The 18281-nt window shown below is 61.7% G+C and carries 17 protein-coding genes; 15 read left to right on the top strand and 2 right to left on the bottom strand.

Annotated features, from left to right (window positions below; genetic code table 11):
• Positions 1–113: 113 nt before the first annotated feature.
• Complete coding sequence (locus LAN64_18570; protein MBZ5569838.1) at positions 114–377, bottom strand: hypothetical protein; 264 nt, start codon at positions 375–377, stop codon at positions 114–116.
• A 431-nt stretch (positions 378–808) separates the two neighbouring features.
• Between LAN64_18570 and LAN64_18565 the strand changes: the two genes are divergently transcribed.
• From LAN64_18565 to LAN64_18495, 15 genes are all read left to right on the top strand, one after another.
• Positions 809–1222, top strand: coding sequence for a hypothetical protein (locus LAN64_18565; protein ID MBZ5569837.1), 414 nt, complete (start codon positions 809–811; stop codon positions 1220–1222).
• Positions 1223–1595: 373 nt separating this feature from the next.
• Positions 1596–3623, top strand: a complete 2028-nt coding sequence (locus LAN64_18560) for a hypothetical protein (protein MBZ5569836.1) — start codon at positions 1596–1598, stop codon at positions 3621–3623.
• On the top strand, positions 3598–5004 hold the full coding sequence (locus LAN64_18555; protein ID MBZ5569835.1) for a sigma-54 dependent transcriptional regulator: 1407 nt from the start codon (positions 3598–3600) through the stop codon (positions 5002–5004). The genes LAN64_18560 and LAN64_18555 overlap by 26 nt, the downstream gene beginning before the upstream one ends.
• Positions 5005–5221: 217 nt before the next feature.
• Positions 5222–5779, top strand: coding sequence for a carboxypeptidase regulatory-like domain-containing protein (locus LAN64_18550; protein ID MBZ5569834.1), 558 nt, complete (start codon positions 5222–5224; stop codon positions 5777–5779).
• 12 nt (positions 5780–5791) lie between these two features.
• A complete protein-coding gene (locus LAN64_18545) occupies positions 5792–6070 on the top strand; it encodes a hypothetical protein (GenBank protein ID MBZ5569833.1) in 279 nt (92 codons plus the stop codon).
• A 73-nt stretch (positions 6071–6143) separates the two neighbouring features.
• Positions 6144–7769: a hypothetical protein gene (locus tag LAN64_18540; GenBank protein ID MBZ5569832.1), complete on the top strand. Its 1626-nt coding sequence runs from the start codon at positions 6144–6146 to the stop codon at positions 7767–7769.
• Positions 7770–7834: 65 nt separating this feature from the next.
• A complete protein-coding gene (locus tag LAN64_18535; GenBank protein MBZ5569831.1) occupies positions 7835–8413 on the top strand; it encodes a carboxypeptidase regulatory-like domain-containing protein in 579 nt (192 codons plus the stop codon).
• 27 nt (positions 8414–8440) lie between these two features.
• Positions 8441–10405 (top strand): FAD-dependent oxidoreductase, encoded by a 1965-nt coding sequence (locus tag LAN64_18530; protein MBZ5569830.1) that lies wholly within the window; start codon positions 8441–8443, stop codon positions 10403–10405.
• Positions 10406–10414: 9 nt separating this feature from the next.
• Complete coding sequence (locus tag LAN64_18525) at positions 10415–10894, top strand: Rieske (2Fe-2S) protein (GenBank protein ID MBZ5569829.1); 480 nt, start codon at positions 10415–10417, stop codon at positions 10892–10894.
• Between the two features lie 2 nt (positions 10895–10896).
• Complete coding sequence (locus tag LAN64_18520; GenBank protein MBZ5569828.1) at positions 10897–11649, top strand: cytochrome b N-terminal domain-containing protein; 753 nt, start codon at positions 10897–10899, stop codon at positions 11647–11649.
• Complete coding sequence (locus tag LAN64_18515; GenBank protein MBZ5569827.1) at positions 11646–12350, top strand: hypothetical protein; 705 nt, start codon at positions 11646–11648, stop codon at positions 12348–12350. Before LAN64_18520 ends, LAN64_18515 begins: the two co-directional genes overlap by 4 nt.
• Position 12351: 1 nt before the next feature.
• A complete protein-coding gene (locus LAN64_18510; GenBank protein MBZ5569826.1) occupies positions 12352–14439 on the top strand; it encodes a c-type cytochrome in 2088 nt (695 codons plus the stop codon).
• Positions 14436–15161: a cytochrome c gene (locus LAN64_18505; GenBank protein ID MBZ5569825.1), complete on the top strand. Its 726-nt coding sequence runs from the start codon at positions 14436–14438 to the stop codon at positions 15159–15161. The genes LAN64_18510 and LAN64_18505 overlap by 4 nt, the downstream gene beginning before the upstream one ends.
• The gene (locus LAN64_18500) at positions 15148–16398 is read left to right on the top strand and encodes a hypothetical protein (GenBank protein MBZ5569824.1); all 1251 of its coding nucleotides are present in this window, start codon (positions 15148–15150) and stop codon (positions 16396–16398) included. Before LAN64_18505 ends, LAN64_18500 begins: the two co-directional genes overlap by 14 nt.
• The gene (locus LAN64_18495; GenBank protein ID MBZ5569823.1) at positions 16355–17233 is read left to right on the top strand and encodes a hypothetical protein; all 879 of its coding nucleotides are present in this window, start codon (positions 16355–16357) and stop codon (positions 17231–17233) included. The genes LAN64_18500 and LAN64_18495 overlap by 44 nt, the downstream gene beginning before the upstream one ends.
• A gap of 597 nt (positions 17234–17830) precedes the next feature.
• Here the strand turns inward: LAN64_18495 and LAN64_18490 are convergent.
• The gene (locus LAN64_18490; GenBank protein ID MBZ5569822.1) at positions 17831–18145 is read right to left on the bottom strand and encodes a hypothetical protein; all 315 of its coding nucleotides are present in this window, start codon (positions 18143–18145) and stop codon (positions 17831–17833) included.
• Positions 18146–18281 lie beyond the last annotated feature (136 nt).

Raw genomic sequence — 18281 nt, 5'->3', positions numbered from 1 at the left:
TTTCCCAAAGTGCTGAGGGTGTGGTAGCTTCGCTTCAAGGCGGTTCTCCTTTCGTTGAGAAAGTTTCCAACCCGACTCTATCAAGAGCCGGGTCGAGAACCGCCCCTCAACCTTCAACTATGGATGGGACACCCTCCAGGAACGACGCCGAAGTCCTCTCGCCTAAGAAAAACGAAGTCATAGTTCATCCGACTGATCTCGCTACCGTGTCCTTTCTTCGCCGAATCGGTTTCCCGCTCTAAGAGTTCACGAACCATCTTTTCTCCCCGGGAGTGGCCTCTTGCCTGAATAATCTTGTATGTTTTCATGTCGGGAGGAACGAAATCGATCTGCGCCATGACCTCAGAGGTGGGTTGCTTATCATCGCCGTGGAACACTCTGTATTCTCGCGTCACCTCGTATGGCCGAGATTGAGCGGGGTCTTGGTGCTGGATGTCCTCCAAGCGTTGCAGGACCAGGTTTAGGTCAGGAGATGTGACTTCAGCGGTGGGAGTTACCTGTGACGATGAGGCGAGCGTTGCCAAGAAAACGAGGCCTGACAACCACGGTATTGGCGTAGCTGTTTTAGTGAGTCTCATATAAGAGGAATGCTCCGCAGGAGGGTAAGAACAACATCAATTTTGCGAGAACACCGCGATCCACTTGACACGAATAATGATTTCATCCCCTCGGCGTCAACGGTCAACCGTTTCCGCTATCGCCATTCCTGACACGTTGGCTATTCCCGAGTGGCGGGCTACTCTGAGCTTTGGTCAGCTCCCGCGTCGGGCTTTAGGTAGAATGGCCGTGCCGCGGAACTGGAGGTCGAATGAGAGACAGATTGATTCTCTGGCTGGTCTTGCTGGTCGCCGGATTTCTTGTGGGCTTGATTCCGCAATACCTGAAAGCACAGCGCTGCAATGCGGAACTCTCGAGTGCAAAGCAGCAGCTAACCTCGTGCCGGGTGGATACGCAACTAGCTCAGCTGCGAGACACAGCGGCCATGATGTACCTTGAAGCCACGCGAAAGAATTACGGCACCGCGGAGGACTATTCGCGACGTTTGTTCGACCAGGTTCAGCAGGCTACCACTCAGACTGCTGATCCGGCGATCAAGAAAACCTTAAATGACGTTCTCAAGCTACGCGTTCCCATATCCGCGGCTTTGACGAAGGGTGATCCTGCTGTAGTGTCGGACCTTCAGTTGGTCCTGACCAACATTGAGGCAGGGACGAAACGGTAGCGCCGCGGGTGAACGCGACAATCCCATCCTCAAGTCACGATTTCGCCTGACACCGTTTTCGGAACACTCCCGGAAGGCATGGAGGGGCGGGTTTTCTTTCATCCAACACCCCTGAGCAGTTCCTTGCAACCATCAGGTTCCGATTGGCCGACCACAAGGCGAGCGACCATCCGCCCGGAACCGCGGCAGGACCGTCCTCACAGAAATGTGTGACCTCCATCACAGCCTTCGGTGAGAGTGGTGCGCAAAACTGGCCTCGCTGCCGCCGGTGAGGGTGGGAGGCGTCCACCTTAAGATCTCCAGATCAACTGTTGACGCGGGCCCGGCTCGACCTATGTCGGCCGGCACAAGCGCCCGAAGAGCAGGTGAAGTGATGCAATCTCTGCTGTGGCACGTGACCAACCGTACAGCTGAAACCTTGCTCATCTTCAACCTCTTTCACCTACTGCTGGCCGGGCTGGCGTTCATGGTGCTGGTGCACCAGCGCATCAACCGGGGAAGCCGGGGCCGGCCGGAACGGCTGATCACGATTGCGTTCGCCACCCTGGTACTGCACTTTGCGCTGCTGACGCTGAGATCTGCGGTAGCGTTCTTCCTCCACGAACAGGTGCGGCTGGCGGGGGTCGAGCGGTTCTCGCACGGCCTGCTGGTCGCCGGCGTGCTGATCATGGTGGCGGCCTATCGGGACGCGGCCAAGCGCAAGGTTTTTCCCGGGCTGATTGCAGGACTCGTAGCGGTGCTGGGCCTGGTAGTGATCGATCTGGTGGCGGCTCGGTTTTCGAACGGGGCGGCTGAGGGCACACATTTCTGGGCGACGCTGGTGAGCGACGGCCTGGGCGTAGCAGCGCTGCTGCTTCCCATCCGCGCGGTTCTGCGCGGCGAGGTCGGCCGGTACGACCGTATGTTTCGGTTGGTGGCACTGATCAGCCTGGCCATGGTCTTCGTGCTGCACGCGGCACCGACGGTGGCGCCAGCGAGTTACGCCGTGTTCCTGTGGAACCTGCAGGAACAACTGATGTCGCTTTCGCTGTTTGCCTTCACCTGGGCAGTGGGGGAGCGCTCGCAGCACCTGCTGGACCGCGTGTTCGTCCGGCTGAACCTCACGTTCCTCATTCTTGCCAGCCTGATCATGATGATCACCACCGGGATGGAGAAGTACCAGTACTTCCGGCTGGCGGAAGAGCGGTCGGTGAACCTGGCCGAGTTTCTGCGCGGCCACTACATCTACTACCACGAGCGCGGCGAGACGATGCAGCAGATCTTCGATCATCCCGAAATGCTGCGCCGTGTGGTCGCCGAGTTCGGCAGCCTGCCGGAATTGCGCGAGGTAAACGTTTATGCAAACGGGCAGCGCGCAGCCTTCCGCTACCTGCCGGATTGGGAGGTGAAGGAGGCCATCACCACCGACGATGCGTCCACCAGCGCACAGGCTGACACCGCGCTGCCCAACAGCTTCCAGATGATCCGCTTGCCGATCCGGGAAAGCGGGAATCGCGAACGCATCGAATTCGTGGGAACGCTCGATTACGTGAACAACTACATCGGCAAGTACATCATCTTTATTTATTGCGCGTTCACGGTGATGCTCGGGTTAGGGATGGCGATCATCGGGATCATCGTGGTGGACACCGACCGTCAACTGAAGCGGCAGTATGCCGAACTGCAGCAGACGCAGCAACAATTGGCGCAGGCGGCGAAACTGGCCTCGATCGGCGAACTGGCCGGCGGAATGGCGCACGAGATCAACAACCCGATCACCAGCATCCTGGCGCTGTCCAGCCACATGGCGGAACGGGAAGACGGGGCCTTGACGCCGCGCAACCGCAAAAGCCTGCAAACCATTGTCCAGCAGGCGGAGCGGGTCGCGAACCTGGTCGGCGGGCTGCTGAGTTTTTCGCGGCAATCGCAGTTGCACATGGGCGAACTCAGTGTGCGCGAGCTGCTGGACACAGCGCTCGATCTAGTACACTTCCGCATCGCCAGCGGGGCGATCAGGGTATTGCGTGAAATACCTGTGTCCTTGCCGCTGGTGCAGGGCGACGCCAGCCGGCTGACCGAAGTATTCGTCAACCTGCTCACGAATGCGGTTGACGCGATGCCTAAAGGGGGTACGCTTACTGTGCGCGCACTGCACGGCGCGGAGGATGGCACCGTACGCGTGGAGGTGCAGGACACCGGTTCGGGGATTGCGCCCGAAGACCTGCCGCGCATTTTCGATCCCTTCTTTACGACCAAAGCGCCGGGCCGCGGTACCGGGCTGGGACTTTCCATCAGCCACGGCATCGTCAAGGATCACGGCGGGGAAATCTGGGCCCAGAGTGAACCGGGAGTGGGCACCACGATCGTGGTTTCGCTCTCCGTAGGGGTGATTCAGCATGAGTCAGTATGTGCTGGTGATTGACGACGACGAAGCAGTGTTGCAAAGCTGCGAAACGATTCTGGAAGACGGCGGATACCGCGTCGCGCTCGCCTCCACGCCGGAAGCGGGCCTGGAGCTGATCCGCGACAATTCGTTCGATCTCGTGCTGCTGGATTTCAAGCTGCCGGGCATGAACGGCCTGGAGGTGCTGGAGCGCACCTGCAAGATCGACCCCGACTTAGTGGTCATCATGTTCACCGGTTACGGCACGTTTGAGTCGGCTGTAAAGGCGGTGAAGAAGGGCGCGTTCAACTACATCGGCAAGCCGTTTACGTCGGCGCAGTTGCTTACGGAAATCGAAAAAGGCCTGGAGCACCGGCGCCGGCTGCGCGGTGATACTCCCGCGCTCCAGCAACTGGCGCAGTGCTGCCCGCTGCACCAGATCGTCGGGCGCAGCGAAGCGCTGCAGAAAGTGCTGGCGACAGTCGCGAAGGTCGCACCGTGCCATGCGGACGTGCTGGTCACGGGCCCGAGCGGAACGGGGAAGGAATTGATCGCTCGAGCGATCCACGCCAACAGCTCGCGGCGCGACAAAACGTTTGTGCCGGTGGATTGCGCGGCGCTGCCGTCAAACCTGCTGGAGAGCGAGCTGTTCGGTCACGAGAAGGGCGCCTTTACCGGCGCGAGCCAAGCCAAGCGCGGCTTGCTGGAAACCGCCAACGGCGGCACCGTCTTCTTTGACGAGATCGGCGAAATGAATGCCGAGCTGCAAGCGAAACTGTTGCGCGTGCTACAGGAGCGCGCGTTCCGGCACGTCGGCGGGGAGAAGCTGATTGAGGTCAACATTCGCGTCGTCTGCTGTACGAATCGCGATTTGGAAGCGGAAGCGCGCCAGGGCCGCTTCCGTCAGGACCTTCTGTACCGGCTCAATGTGGTCACCATTGCGCTGCCGCCGCTGCGCGAACGCGCCGGCGATGTCGCCATCCTGACGCAACATTTCATGCAGAAATTCTGCCAGGCGGCGAACAAGGGTCCGGTACAGATCAGCCCCGACGCGCTGCAAGCCCTCGAACGTCACGATTGGCCCGGCAACGTGCGCGAACTGCGCAACGCGGTGGAACGTGCGATCGTGATGTGCGAGGACCACGCGGTGCGCCTGCGCGATTTGCCGGAAGCGCTGCGTCAGCGCAGCGAGGAAGCGCACGCCGGACCGGGATACAAGGCGATCCGTGAGCAGTGGGTTGATGTTCAGGGCCGGCAATACCTGGTGTCGCTGCTGCAGCGGCATCATGGAAACGTATCGGCAGCGGCGCGCGAGGCGCAGATCAGCCGCAAGTCGCTGTACGAACTGATGCATCGGTTCGACATCGAGCTGCGCCCGAATGTTTCCGACATCGCCGCACGAGGTGTTTCCTCCCCGTAACACCCGCACCGGGCTGTCACCTGTACGTAACACTTTCCTCTCTGCGGGAAGCAGTGCGTCTTGCCGAACAGCGCTGCAAGCTGCTGAAATCGCGAGCCCAACGATAGTTGATTTCCACCTTGCCGCAAGGCACGCCACGTGCAATCCCTATTTCCGACACAACCCCACGGGAAAGGGCTGGATGCGATTCGGACAGCAACGCGGTTCTTGGTGGGCAGTGATTCTGATTCTCGCAGCCGGATCCGCAACCGCCGGAACCATCGAGGGCCGCGTGCAGACGCGCGATGCGAAGCTCGACTTGACGGGATTCGTAGCGTACGTGGACGACGTTGCAGGGCCCTTTCCTACCCCTGACCGGGTGGTCCTCATGGACCAGAAGAGCCTGCGGTTTGTACCGCACGTACTGCCGATCCAGGTGGGTACGACCGTGGAGTTTGCCAACAGCGACCCGCTGGCGCACAACGTGTTTTCCATCTCCAGCACGAAACGTTTCAACCTCGGCTTGTACGGACGCGGAACGAGCCGGCGTGTGAAGTTCGACCAACCCGGCGTCGTGCAATTGCTGTGCAACGTACACCAGGAAATGTCGGCTTTCATCGTGGTGGTGAAGAGCCCGTATTTCGCGCGCACGGCGGCCGACGGAAGCTTTCGGATCGACAACCTGCCGGCGGGGCGCCATCGGGTGCGCATCTGGCACGAAGCCATGGACGAGCGGAGCTACGACGTCGTGGTGGCGGCGGCAGGCATTACGAAGAAAACGATCCGCCTGGATTGAGCAGGAACAGAGATGACATCGGAGAGCCGCAAACGCGAAGCGCTGCATAGCGAAAGCGAGGGGCAGGTTTTGCTCAATCCGCAGCAACTGCTGCCGGGTGTGGATTACCTGTACTGCCCCGACTGCGGCCATCACGTGGGCAGCATTCGCCTGCAACCGGGAGTTTGGGAAGTGCAGTGCTCGCGCTGTGTCGGCGAGTGCAGTTTGTGCGGCTGCAAGACGACCGGGACCTGCCACGGCAGGGACGGCGCGCCGGTGCAGACGCACACCTACGTAAGCGGAACAAAGTAGTACAAGCAAGGCGACGAACCCAGCCCGGGGCGCGGAAGTAGCGGTTGGGTCAGGTCGCAAACGGAGGCGCTCAATGCGCAAAGGACCTGCGGCATTCATTCTTACGGTTGTATTCGCAGTTCTCGTGATAGCGGCGCTGGTCGCACCGCCGCAGGCGAACGGGATTCCGGCGTTCGCCCGCAAGTACCAGACCTCCTGCACCACCTGTCATGACAACTTTCCCCATCTGAACGATTTTGGCAAGGCGTTCAAGGATGCGGGTTTCAAGTTTCCCACCGATGACGAGAGCTTCATCAAGGTGCCGCCGGTGCTGCTGGGCGCTCCGGCGCAGAAAGAGCTCTGGCCGAAAACTGTCTGGCCCGGCGTCATACCCGGCATGCCCCCGATCGGTCTGCGGATGAATAACTTCTTCCAAGTCGTGGGGCGCAACCGCGGGAATTTCGCCCCGGTGGGCGCAGGATTTGTTCCGCGGACCGATTTCGAGCCCGGCCTGTTCAGCATCTTCACGGCGGGCAATTTCGGCAGCGACATCGCTTTCTGGGTGGATGACGACCTCAGCGTCGCCGGTTCGGGCGGCGACGGCGGGCTGGGCGACGGCTACCTGCGATTCGTCAACATCGGGCGCTTCCTGCATCTGCCCAAAGACGCTCTCCACCTGCGCGTTGGCCAGTTCGAGCTGGAACTGCCCTTCTCGCCGGCCAGGAGCTGGAACCTGAGCCCATGGGACATTTACGACCAGGCCGCGTTCGGCGCTGTCAACTCCAGTCTCCCGCAGCAGAACGTGACCAACGGGTTTGCCCTGTCGAGCGCCGCCCAGGGAGTGGAGTTCAGCGGTGGGCATCACTACGGCGGCTACTTCTGGGCGCTGGCCATCGTGAACCAGAACGTCGGGTCGCAAGCGATTGACACCAGCGGCCTGGTGCCGTCGGCCCTCGGCGCCAACAGTGGCGGCCTGGGATTCTTTTCCGATGCCAACTACAAGGACATCTACGGTCGGGTGGCCTACCGCTTCAACCTAGAGCGTGATCAGGAGAGCCGGCGCGCGATCCAGGCAGCGGGAGCAATGGGCCCGCGCACCCACACCTATCTCACGCTGGGCAGCCTTTACTACTACGGGCGCTCGGTGCAGCGGTTCGTCGGGGCGGACGCGGCTGGCAACGCCGTGGGCCTGACCGCACGCGAGCCGTTCTATCGCGTGGGTGGCGATTTCGACTTCAATTACCGCAACTTCAACCTCTTCGGCCAGTACCTCTACGGCCGCGACCACAACCTGCTGCCCTTCGACTCGACGGGAGCGCTGATCCCACTGCCGGCGACGGGAGGGCCGCCCTTGCCGGTGGGATTCGTGCGCAGCGCGCCGGCAACCTTCAGCGGCGGCTTCATTCAAGCCGACTACTTGCCCCTGCCCTGGATGATGCTGATCATGCGCTATGACGGGGTGAACTCGTGGGCCGACTTTGCCAACGGACAGGAGTCCATTCCTATCGGAAACTTCTTCGGCCCGGCGCAACACACGCGCAACCGCATCACGCCGGGCGTGCAGTTTCTGATCCACGCCAATATCAAGGCCTCGTTCGAATACCAGTTCCGCCCGCGACAGCAGGTGGCCAACGGCATAGATCCGGTCACGGGATTGCCGGTCACGATCGCGCCGTTCCGCACCAACACGGCCACGGCCGGACTGGAATTCGTGTACTGAAACGCAGAGGTGGGACGCGCCACGGGTGCGCCGCACCTCCCACAAAGTTTGGAGGAATGACACGCATGAAACGCACTGTTGCAATTGTCCTGGCAGTCCTAATGGTTTCCGCCGTCGCTCTGGCCGGCACGCTGAGCGGCAAGGTGAGCGGCGCCTCGGGCGTCTCGGTTGTCTACGTGGACACGATCGCGGGCAAGACGTTTCCCGCGCCGGAAAAACACGTGCTCATGGATCAGAAAGGGCTGCTGTTTCAACCCCACATCGTGGTCGTTGAAGTAGGGACAACGGTGGACTTTCTGAACAGCGATAACGTCGCGCACAACGTTTTCTGGCCCGCCATCTCCGGCGACAAGAAGGCGGGTCACAATCTCGGCACCTGGCCCAAGGGCCAGAAGAAATCGTTCAAGTTCGACAAAGCCGGGGTGGTGCCGCTGCTGTGCAACGTCCACCCGGAAATGTCCGGCTACATCATCGTGACGCCGACGCCGTACTACGCGGAGACGGACGCGCAGGGCAACTACAAAATCGCCAACGTGCCGGACGGCGACTACAAGGTGGTGGCGTGGCACGAGGGTGCAAAGCCAGCCTCGAAGCAGGTTGCCGTCAAGGGCGACGCCAAGGCGGACTTCACGGTCACCAAGTAGGAAACGACAGGCGATTGGGCGACGGCAATGGAGAAGCGATTCAGCGACAAGAAAGTGGACCGGGATTGGCTGAACACCAATTTCCCGTGCATGATGGCGTGCCCGGCGCATACCAACGCCGGGCGCTACGTCTCGCTGATTGCGGAAGGCCGTTTTGCCGAAGCCTACCGCGTCGCCCGCGATCCCAACCCGATGGCTTCCATCTGCGGCCGCGTCTGCGCACACCCGTGCGAGACGGCGTGCCGGCGAGGTGAGATCGACAAGCCGATCGCGATCCGCGCCCTGAAACGCTTCCTCACCGAGCGCTATGGGCCGGAGTCGCGACATCGCAGCGACCTCGCGCCGGTTGCCGCCGAGCTGAACGGATTCAAGGTGGCGATTATCGGCAGCGGGCCGGTTGGGCTGTCGGCAGCGCACGACCTGGCGCTGCTGGGGTATTCGGTAACCATCTTCGAAGCCGCGCCTGTGCCGGGCGGCATGCTGTATCTCGGGATTCCCGAGTACCGCTTGCCGCGCGACGTGGTGGAAGCGCAGGTGCGCGAGATCCTGGAGACCGGCGACATCACGTTGAAGCTCAAACACGCGGCGGGGCGCGATTTCACCGTCGGAGACCTGCGGCGCCAGGGTTTCGACGCGGTGCTCATCGCGGTGGGCGCGCACCGCAGCCGCGACCTCAGCATCCCGGGCGTGGACCTCGACGGGGTGCACAAGGGCATTGACTTCCTGCTCAACGTCAACCTCGGCTACAAATTCACGATCGGGAAAAAAGTGATCGTGGTCGGCGGAGGGAACGTCGCCATGGACGTTGCCCGGTCCGCCGCGCGCGAGGTGGTGAAACAGCACGCCGAGGACGACATCGTTCCCGACGACGAGAGCATCGCCGCCGTAGCTACGCGCGAGATGGTGGACGTCTCGCTATCCGCGCTGCGCATGGGCGCCAGCGAGGTACACATCGTCTGCCTGGAGAAGCGGCACGAGATGCCGGCGGCGTTGGAAGAGATCGAGGAAGCCGAGTCCGAGGGCATCGTGATGCACCCGGGCTTCGGGCCCAAACGCATCCTCGGCCGCGCCGGCAAGGTGATCGGACTGGAGACGCTGGATACCAAGTGGGTCTTTGACCAGACCGGGCGTTTCAATCCCGCGTTCACCGAGGGCAGCGAAAAGCAGCTCGAGTGCGACACCCTCATCATGGCGATCGGGCAGGCGGCCAACCTGGATTTCCTGCACCCGGAAGATGGCGTGCAGACCTCTCCGCGCGGGCTGATTGCCGTCAACCGCGAGACCTTGATGACCACGGCGCAGGGAATCTTCGCCGGCGGCGATTGCGTGTTCGGCCCGCGCCTGATCATCGACAGCGTTGGAGACGGCAAGCGAGCCGCGATTGCGATCGACGAGTTCCTGCGCGGCCGCAAGCATCCCGAGCCGTTGATCGAGGTCAGCATTCTCGACCGGCACCGCATGTTTGCCGACTTCATGGACATCCCTCGCCAGGATGTGCCCATGCTTCCGATCGACCGGCGCACCGGTGTAACCGAGGTCGAAATCGGCTTTGACGAAGAATCGGCGATGGCCGAGGCGCGCCGCTGCCTGCGCTGCTGGGTGAACACCGTGTTCGAGGGCAATCCGGAGGACGGCACCGAGTGCGTTCTCTGCGGCGGCTGTGTGGACGTTTGCCCGGAGAACTGCCTCAGCCTGGTATCGCTCGACCGCATTGATTTTGAGCCTGGCGTGCTGGAGACGATTCGCGACAACTCCCAGGTTTTCGGAATCGAACTGGACGACATGGCGGCTGACGAGCTCGGCGTCATTACCGGCTCCGCCATGATTAAGGACGAGACGCGCTGCATCCGCTGCGGACTGTGTGCGCTCCGCTGCCCGGCCAACACCATCACCATGGAAGCGTACCGGCTGGCATCAGCGGAGCCCAGCGGCCTCATCCCGCTGCAAGCGATGGACGTGAAGCAGGCAGGGGCGCCAACCGCAGGTAAGTGAAGGAAAGTTATGTCGAAGGACGATAAAAAAGAAGAGGCGGGCCTAGGCCGGCGCCAGTTCTTTGTCAAGATCGGCATCGGCTCGGTTGCTGTCGCGGCGGCGGGCACGGCCGCGTTCGCCTACCAGTTTCTCTCACCCAACGTGCTCTATGAGCCGTCCCCGATAGTGAACGCCGGCAAGCCCGATGCCTATCCGCCGGACTCGGTCACCCTCGATCCCCAGGCCGCCATTTTCATCGTCAACAGCGCGCAAGGTTTTTACGCTCTGCAGGCCACCTGCACGCACCTGGGATGCCTGACCGCCTGGAAGCCGGAACTTGGCATCATCGCCTGCCCGTGTCACGGCAGCAAATTCAAACGCGACGGCACCAAGATTGCGGGTCCCGCTCCCAGGCCCCTGCCACGGTTTCGCATGTGGCTCAGCGACGAAGGCGACCTGATGGTGGACCGTGCCGTCGTGCTTTCGTCGCGGCAGTTGGTAAAGGTTTAGTTATGGCGAAGACTCTAGGCACTTATTTCGAAACCGTTCGCGCCAGCCGCGCATGGCGCTCCATCTTCCGCAGCGGGCGCGGCGGCACCCGGCTGCACGACGTGCTCGCCATCCAACAGAACGTTTTTCTGCACCTGTTCTCGGCCAAGGCGCGGCGGCGCGCGCTGGACTTCAGCGTCACCTGGTATCTGGGGACGCTGACCTTCGGCACATTCGTCATTCTCGTTATCACCGGAATTCTGCTGATGCTGTACTACCACCCGTCGGTGCCGCAGGCCTACGCCGACATGAAGGACCTGCAGTTTGTAGTGTCTTCGGGAGTCTTTCTGCGCAACCTACACCGCTGGTCGGCGCACGCGATGGTGTTCCTGGTGTTCGCGCACATGTTCCGGGTGTTCTATCGTGGCGCGTATCGCCCGCCGCGCGAATTCAACTGGGTAATCGGCGTGGTGCTGCTGCTGATCACGCTGCTGCTCAGTTACACCGGCTACCTGCTGCCGTGGGACCAGCTCTCGTACTGGGCGGTCACGGTGGGCAGCAACATCGCGTCGGCGGTTCCGCTGTTCGGCGCGAAAATCCGCTTCCTGATGCTCGGCGGCAACCTGGTAAACGCCAACGCGCTGCTCCGGTTTTATGTCCTGCACTGCATGATCCTGCCGCTGACGGCGATCGCAATTATCGCGATTCACTTCTGGCGCATTCGCAAGGACGGCGGACTCTACGCCGGCGCGCCGCACAAACCGGAGACGAAATGAGCGACAAGGATTTCGTTGCCGGCATGAATTCGGATGCGCGCAAAGCGCCGGTGCGGGTAGCGTTCGTCACGCGCCGAACCTCGCCGGCCGTCGTGGTGCAGGACGAGGACCGGGTCATGACCTACCCGGAAGTATTCTTCCGGGTGGCGGTGGCCGTCATGGTCGGCGCCATCGCGCTCGTCTGGATGGCGCTGCTGTGGGACGCTCCGCTCGAGGGGCTCGCCGACCCAATGCATACGCCCAACCCCGCGAAGGCGCCGTGGTACTTCCTCGGATTGCAGGAACTGCTGCACTACTTTCCGCCCGTGGTCGCGGGCGTGCTGATTCCCACGCTCGTGGTGATTGCACTCATCATCATTCCGTACTTCAACGTCAATATCGAATCCGAAGGGCTGTGGCTGCGCGACAGGACGCGCCGGCTCCGGATCTTCGGCGCCGTCGTGGTGGCGTTGTCGATTTTCCTGAGCGTGTTCGACGTTTTTGTCGCGCTGGCGCCAACGATTGTGGTGGCGGTCTTCATGGTGATCGCTGCGCTGGCCGCGCCCGACCCGCCCGATCAATTCCGCCGCTGGCTGGTCGCGAAGCCGATCTCGTTCTGGATCATGACGTGGTTCTTGTGCGAGCTGGTCGTGCTGACCGCCGTCGGAACCTTCTTCCGCGGCCCAGGCTGGTCCTGGGTCTGGCCATGGCAGGGGTACTGACATGAGCGCGCGCGATAAGCTCACATCGCTTCGACGCCGCATCTTCGGCGACAGCGCCCGCGCCTTCGGCATCATGAGCCTGGTGTTCCTAGTCTCACTCGCCGTCGCGCCCGCCAAGAATCACTTCAGCGAGTGGCGTCACTATCAGAAGCAGTACGTGAAGCTCATCCGCACGCGCGCCGACGCCGTCACTCTGCAGCGCCATCTGGAAACCGGCATTCAACAGATCTGGATTCCCGAATATGGCGTAGTGGACCGTTGCACCACCTGTCATACCGCTTTGCGTGAGACGAGCCTCTCGACGGTCAGCACCCAGCCATTCCGCCCGCATCCGCCGATTCCACACAAGCTCACCGAGTTTGGCTGTTCCACGTGCCACCGCGGCCAGGGCCCGGCCACCACGGTGGAAGAAGCGCATCGCAGCACGCTGGCCTGGGAACAGCCGATCCTGCCGGCGAAGTACATCGAGTCTTCCTGCGGCCAGTGCCATCTCGCCGACCTGCCCGGCGCGCCGCAACTCAACTATGGTCGCAAGCTGCTGGCGCGCGAGGGCTGCGTGCGCTGTCACGCAGCTCGCCAACCGGACGGCGTGCTGATGCAGGGGACCGACGACCCGCCGTCGCTGCAACACATCGCGCAGAAGACGACGCGCGAGTGGATGTACGCCTGGATCAAGAATCCGCAGGCGTACTCCCCCACCGCCACCATGCCGAACTTCATCCTGAGTGACGACGATGCGCGCGATGTCACGGCATTCCTGATGGCGCAGAGCACGCCGATCGTGCTGCCCGGCGCCGAAAAAGCGGCAGCGTCGGCCGGCGCTCCGGCCGATCCCACCGCCGGCGCCTCGCTCTACGGCGAATCTTTCTGCGCCTCCTGTCACGCGGTGCAGAACGCTGCCGGCAGAATGGTGGGTGGCGACCTCGGCCCTGAGCTGACCCGGATCGGCACCAAGGTGAAGCCGGAGTGGCTGGAGTCGTGGCTGCGCAATCCCGGCGCCTACGATCCGGACACCAAGATGCCGCACTATCGCTTCACCGGGCAGCAAATCAGAACGCTCGCCGGATTTTTGGAAGCGAAGACGGATTCGGACCTCCTCGGCAACGTGCATCTGCCCGAACCCACGCCGCAGCAGATCGCGCACGGCAAGCAGCTGGTGAACGAATACGGCTGCTCGTCGTGTCACGAGATCAACGGCGTGCGCAAGCCCGACAATTTCGCGCCCGACCTCAGCCACGTCGGCAGCCGTTTGCTGGCACAGCTTGTGTTTGCCCCGAGCGTCTCCCACACGCTGCCCGACTACATCGCCGCCAAAGTGCGCAACCCGCGCGCCTTCGGGCCGAGCCTGAAGATGCCGCAATTCAATCTCACGCCGCAGCAGGTTGACGCCATCACCACCGCGCTGCTGGCGCTCACGGACCGCGCGCAATCGCAACCTCCGTCGCTGCGGATCGCCTCACATCGCGAATCGCATTACCAGCCCGCCGGACATGCCGGGCAGCTCATCCGCGACCTGCGCTGCTTCAGTTGCCATGCCATCAACGGCCGCGGCGGCGACATGGCGCCCGATCTCACATGGGAGGGCAGTTCGGTGCAGGCGAAGTGGCTCGCCGATTTCCTCAAGAACCCCAATACGCTGCGCCCGGCGCTGATCCGCCGCATGCCAAGGTTCAATCTGAGCGACGCGGAAATCAAGGAACTGACTGACTACATCATGACCGTGTATCAGACGCCCGCGTTTGAGCGCGACTCCGTGCCTGCCACGTATCCGCCGGCGACGGTGGACCAGGGGCGCCAGCTTTTCTACTCCAAGTACGCGTGTTCCTCATGCCACATCGTAGATCCGGCAAAAGACAAAGGTTACATCGGACCGACATTGACCCAAGTCGGCTCACGACTGACGCCCGCCTGGATCTACCATTGGCTCAAGAATCCGCAGGAGCTGCGTCCCGGCGCCATCGAACCCAACCAGCACATGAGCGACGCTGACGCACGCGCGCTGACCGCCTATCTCGTGTCGCTCAAGGGCCAGGCGGCAAAAACGAAAGTGGCCGGCGCACCTCATGCGCAACTGGGGGCGGGACGATGAGGCGGATTGGCTTGGTCGCACTCTGCTTCGTCATTCTGATCGGCTGCAGCCGCCAGCCGGTGAAGCCTGCGGCGCCTGCTACCACTGCCTATGGCACCGCGATCGCCGAAATCAGCGGCGGAAAACAGATTGCGCCAGCCGGCGCCGCCCTCGATCAGCCGGTGGTCGTCCAAGTCAACGACGCTCAAGGCAACGGCGTCACCGGCGCGTATGTCGAGATTCATGCTCCGTCGGGCGTGATGCTTGATGCCGCCTCCGGTCTTACAGATTCCAGTGGCCAGTTCACGACGAAGGTCACGCTCGGTGGCGTCGCCGGCCGATACCAGTTGACCGCGATCACGCGCGACAAAGGCGGCAAGAACTACGAACTTAAGATCGAGGAAATTGCGCTCGACTCCCAGCAAGTGCTTGGCCGGCAAATCAACCAGCAATACTGTTCGCGCTGCCACGATCCCGAGTCCACGCCGGAGCGCGTCTCCAACATGGACAACCTCGCCACCAAGCCGCACGCGTTCACCGACGGCGAATCGCTGAATAGGATCAGCGATGCCGACCTCACTGCCATCATCAGCCATGGCGGAGCGGCGCTGAACAAGTCCGCCGAAATGCCGCCCTACGGCTACACGCTTTCCAAGAGCGATATACAGGCCCTGGTTTCCTACATCCGCGCCGTCGCCGATCCGCCGTACCCGACGAAAGGAGTCGTTTATGCGAAGGATTAGCCTAGCCCTCATATGGTTGCTGGTTGTTGCGTCCATGGCGTCCGCCCAGGTGCTCAGCCCAGGCGAGATCGGCGACGACACGCAGCGCGCTCTGCAGGAGAAGTACTTCGACCAACTTAGGCACTTCGGCGAGGAAGCGCGCGCTCACAACTTCCCGTACCCGTTCTACTTCAGCCGTGTCCTCGACATCGCGCAGCCGCAGCAGGCCACGGTGGACCAGCGTTCCATCCGCTTCGACACTTTCAACCGGCAATTGGTACTGGAGGTCACCGGTAACTACTTCGCGTCCTATTCTTCGCAGTTGATGGATTACGACCACCGAGTACGGCAGGACTTTAACGACGTCGTGCTGCCGCTGTTGAAGATGGCCGCGGCGCAATTGGCCAACGCCGACGGTTTCCAGGCATACGCGTTCGAGATTTCGCATCACGTGCGGCACAAGGTAATCGGCGTTGAGTCCGAGTCGGTGGAAAACGTGGTCTTCATCTTTCCTCGCGCGGCGGTTGAAGGGCTTGTCAATGCCACCACTTCCGAGCAGCAGCAAGCCGCCGTGCTGGATAGCCAGATTCTGGTGGACGGCGAGCGCTTCTCCATGTGGCTGACCGGCGATCCGCCGCCAGGCTCGGAGCGGCCTCGAAAAATCCAGGAGAGGCAGCAGCGGACGGGAATCGCCAGCCTGCGGTCGTCAGTCGGTGCCCTCGACCCGATCGAGCCGACGGTTAGCCTCAAGCTACTCGGCTTCAAGGAACCGGCGCCGCGCATCGTCACCGACATGACGCTCGGATCATTGCTGGTAGAGCACGATGCGACCATAACGCGCCTGGTTCGTGAACTGGATTCCCAGGCGCACTTCGTCTCCTACGCCCCGCCCAGCTTTATCGCGTTTCGCAACGGCGCTTACCTACAGTTGCCGGTCAACACGCTGCTTGACGCCACGCTCGCGGGCAGTTCGCGCTACAAACTCGCCGCCCTGGCATTCGACGAGCACATCGCGCACTTGGTGCGGCCGATGCTCGCATATTTTCCGAAAGAGCCGGATTTTGACGGCATTGATTTCGGAACCTCTGTGAAGCTCTCCGATTCGGCCAGCCCGCTCGCCGTCGAATTTATTCTTCCGTCGAAAGCGCTGCGCTGCTATGCGGCCTACGACTGCACCGGGCAGCAGTTGATCGATTCCGGCATCGTTCTTATCAATGGTGACCGCGTTGGTCTGGAGCTACAGGCAGCAGAAAAATAGCAGACACCTCGGTTGTGTAAAGGCTGCATCGGGCGAGGACATCAGGCTCATCGATTTACCCGGCGTATACGGCCTTAAACCGCGATCCGAGGATGGGCGCGTCACTGTGGACGTGCTGCACGGTCGAATGGCAGGCACTCGCAAGCCGGATGGGGTCATGCTGGTCCTGGATGCCACCAATCTGGCACGACAATTAGCGCTGGCGGCCCAAGTCGTTGCTCTTGGGCTGCCCACCTTGGTCATTCTCAACATGGCAGATTCCCTGCGCAGGCAAGGTGGTCACGTGGACCCGCTGGCGCTGGCGCGAGAGCTGGGCACTCCTGTGGTACTGGCAAGTGCGTCGGAAGGCGAGGGGCTGACGGGGATCTCACGGTTCCTCTCGTCATCACCGAACGCTCCAGCCCCGGTGACCTTGCCGATTTTGCAGGATGTGCCGGCATGCCAGGCCTGGGCGAGGCGTGTCAGCGAGTCTGCAGGTTACCGGCGCCCCTTACCGGCCACCTGGACGCGGCGGCTGGATGCCGTATGCCTGCACCGCTTCTGGGGACCGGTCATCTTCCTCCTTACCGTCGTCGCGGTGTTCCAATCCATTTTTCTGATCGGGCAGCCGCTGTCAGACTTGCTGCAACACGTGCTCCACAAGTTCGGGGCTAGCCAGCTTCCCAGCGGCGCAATGAAGTCGATCCTGATCGACGGCGCTTGGAATGGAACTGCCGCCGTGCTGGTGTTTTTACCGCAGATCATGTTCCTGTTCCTGGTGATTGGCATCCTCGAAGACTCGGGATATCTGGTGCGCGCCGCCGTCATCGCAGATCGGACCATGGCCAAGGGCTGAATGGCAAGGCCTTCGCAAAATCCCAAGCCGATCCTTGATGAAATGACTCGCCTCTGCCGCCCAGGCGGCACGGTGGTCGTAGGCGAATTGAACCCCCTTTCGCTTTGGCAGTTGTGGCGGCGTGCGAAGGCGCGTTGTGGCATCGGGTATTTTCGCAAGGCACACTTGCACCCACCCCGGCAATTGATGCGAATCCTGGAACACACTGGATGCGCGTCGTAGCAGCGGCAAAACGGTGAGACTGTCTTGCGCAGATTACAGTTTTCCGTCTTTTGCGTTGACAACGGGCCGGCAAGGAATTTCCCAGTACCCGGGGCGAGTTCGTAAACTTGGATTATGAGCCCAGCAGACGCACAACGCATATACCTCGACTTTAATGCGACTACGCCCCTTGCGCCGGAAGTAGCCGCCGCTATGGAGCAAGTGCTGAATGAGCCGTTTGGCAACCCGTCCAGCGAGCACTGGGCCGGGCGAACGAATGCTTCAATCGGCGCATGGGAGAGCCGGTGGAAGGATTAGGGAAAGCGACGGGCGAACGTCGTTGACAAAGGCAGTGCGTTATCCCAGCCGCAGCAAACGGTCGGGCTGCGGTTCCGACTATTTGTGGGAACGAACTCCCACTGGCGTCCAATTCAGGCGAAAGTCAATGTACAGCGGCGTAATCTTGATTCGCTCATCAGAACGGTATTGCGGATGCTTTGCCATTTCGAGCATGGCAACGATTGCACCGGGATTGCCTTGGCTATATTCCAGAACGCGTTCGAGGAAATCGCTCATATTTTGCGCCGACAAACCCCCACGCTTCGCCACTGCCAAAGCGAAGCACTCCGCTACGTCTGCATCGAAGTTCTTCAGCTCAAACCGGTCGGCACGATCAGCGTAGAAAGGTTGGAGGAATCCGGTATCCTCCATCACTGCTGTCCGGTTAAAAGTTGAACAGAATCAGTTGGTTGACGTTTTCGGTGAAATTGGCGTCCTGGTCGATGGCCTGAAGGGCGCATAAAATGGGCGTTTTCTCGAAAAGTGTGAGGCTGAGAATCTGTAGAAT

The sequence above is a fragment of the Terriglobia bacterium genome, assembly GCA_020073185.1.
In the GTDB taxonomy this organism is placed as follows: Bacteria; Acidobacteriota; Terriglobia; order Terriglobales; family Acidobacteriaceae; genus JAIQGF01.
Note: the sequence above shows the minus strand (reverse complement) of the source record. Positions and strands in the feature narration are given on the sequence as shown.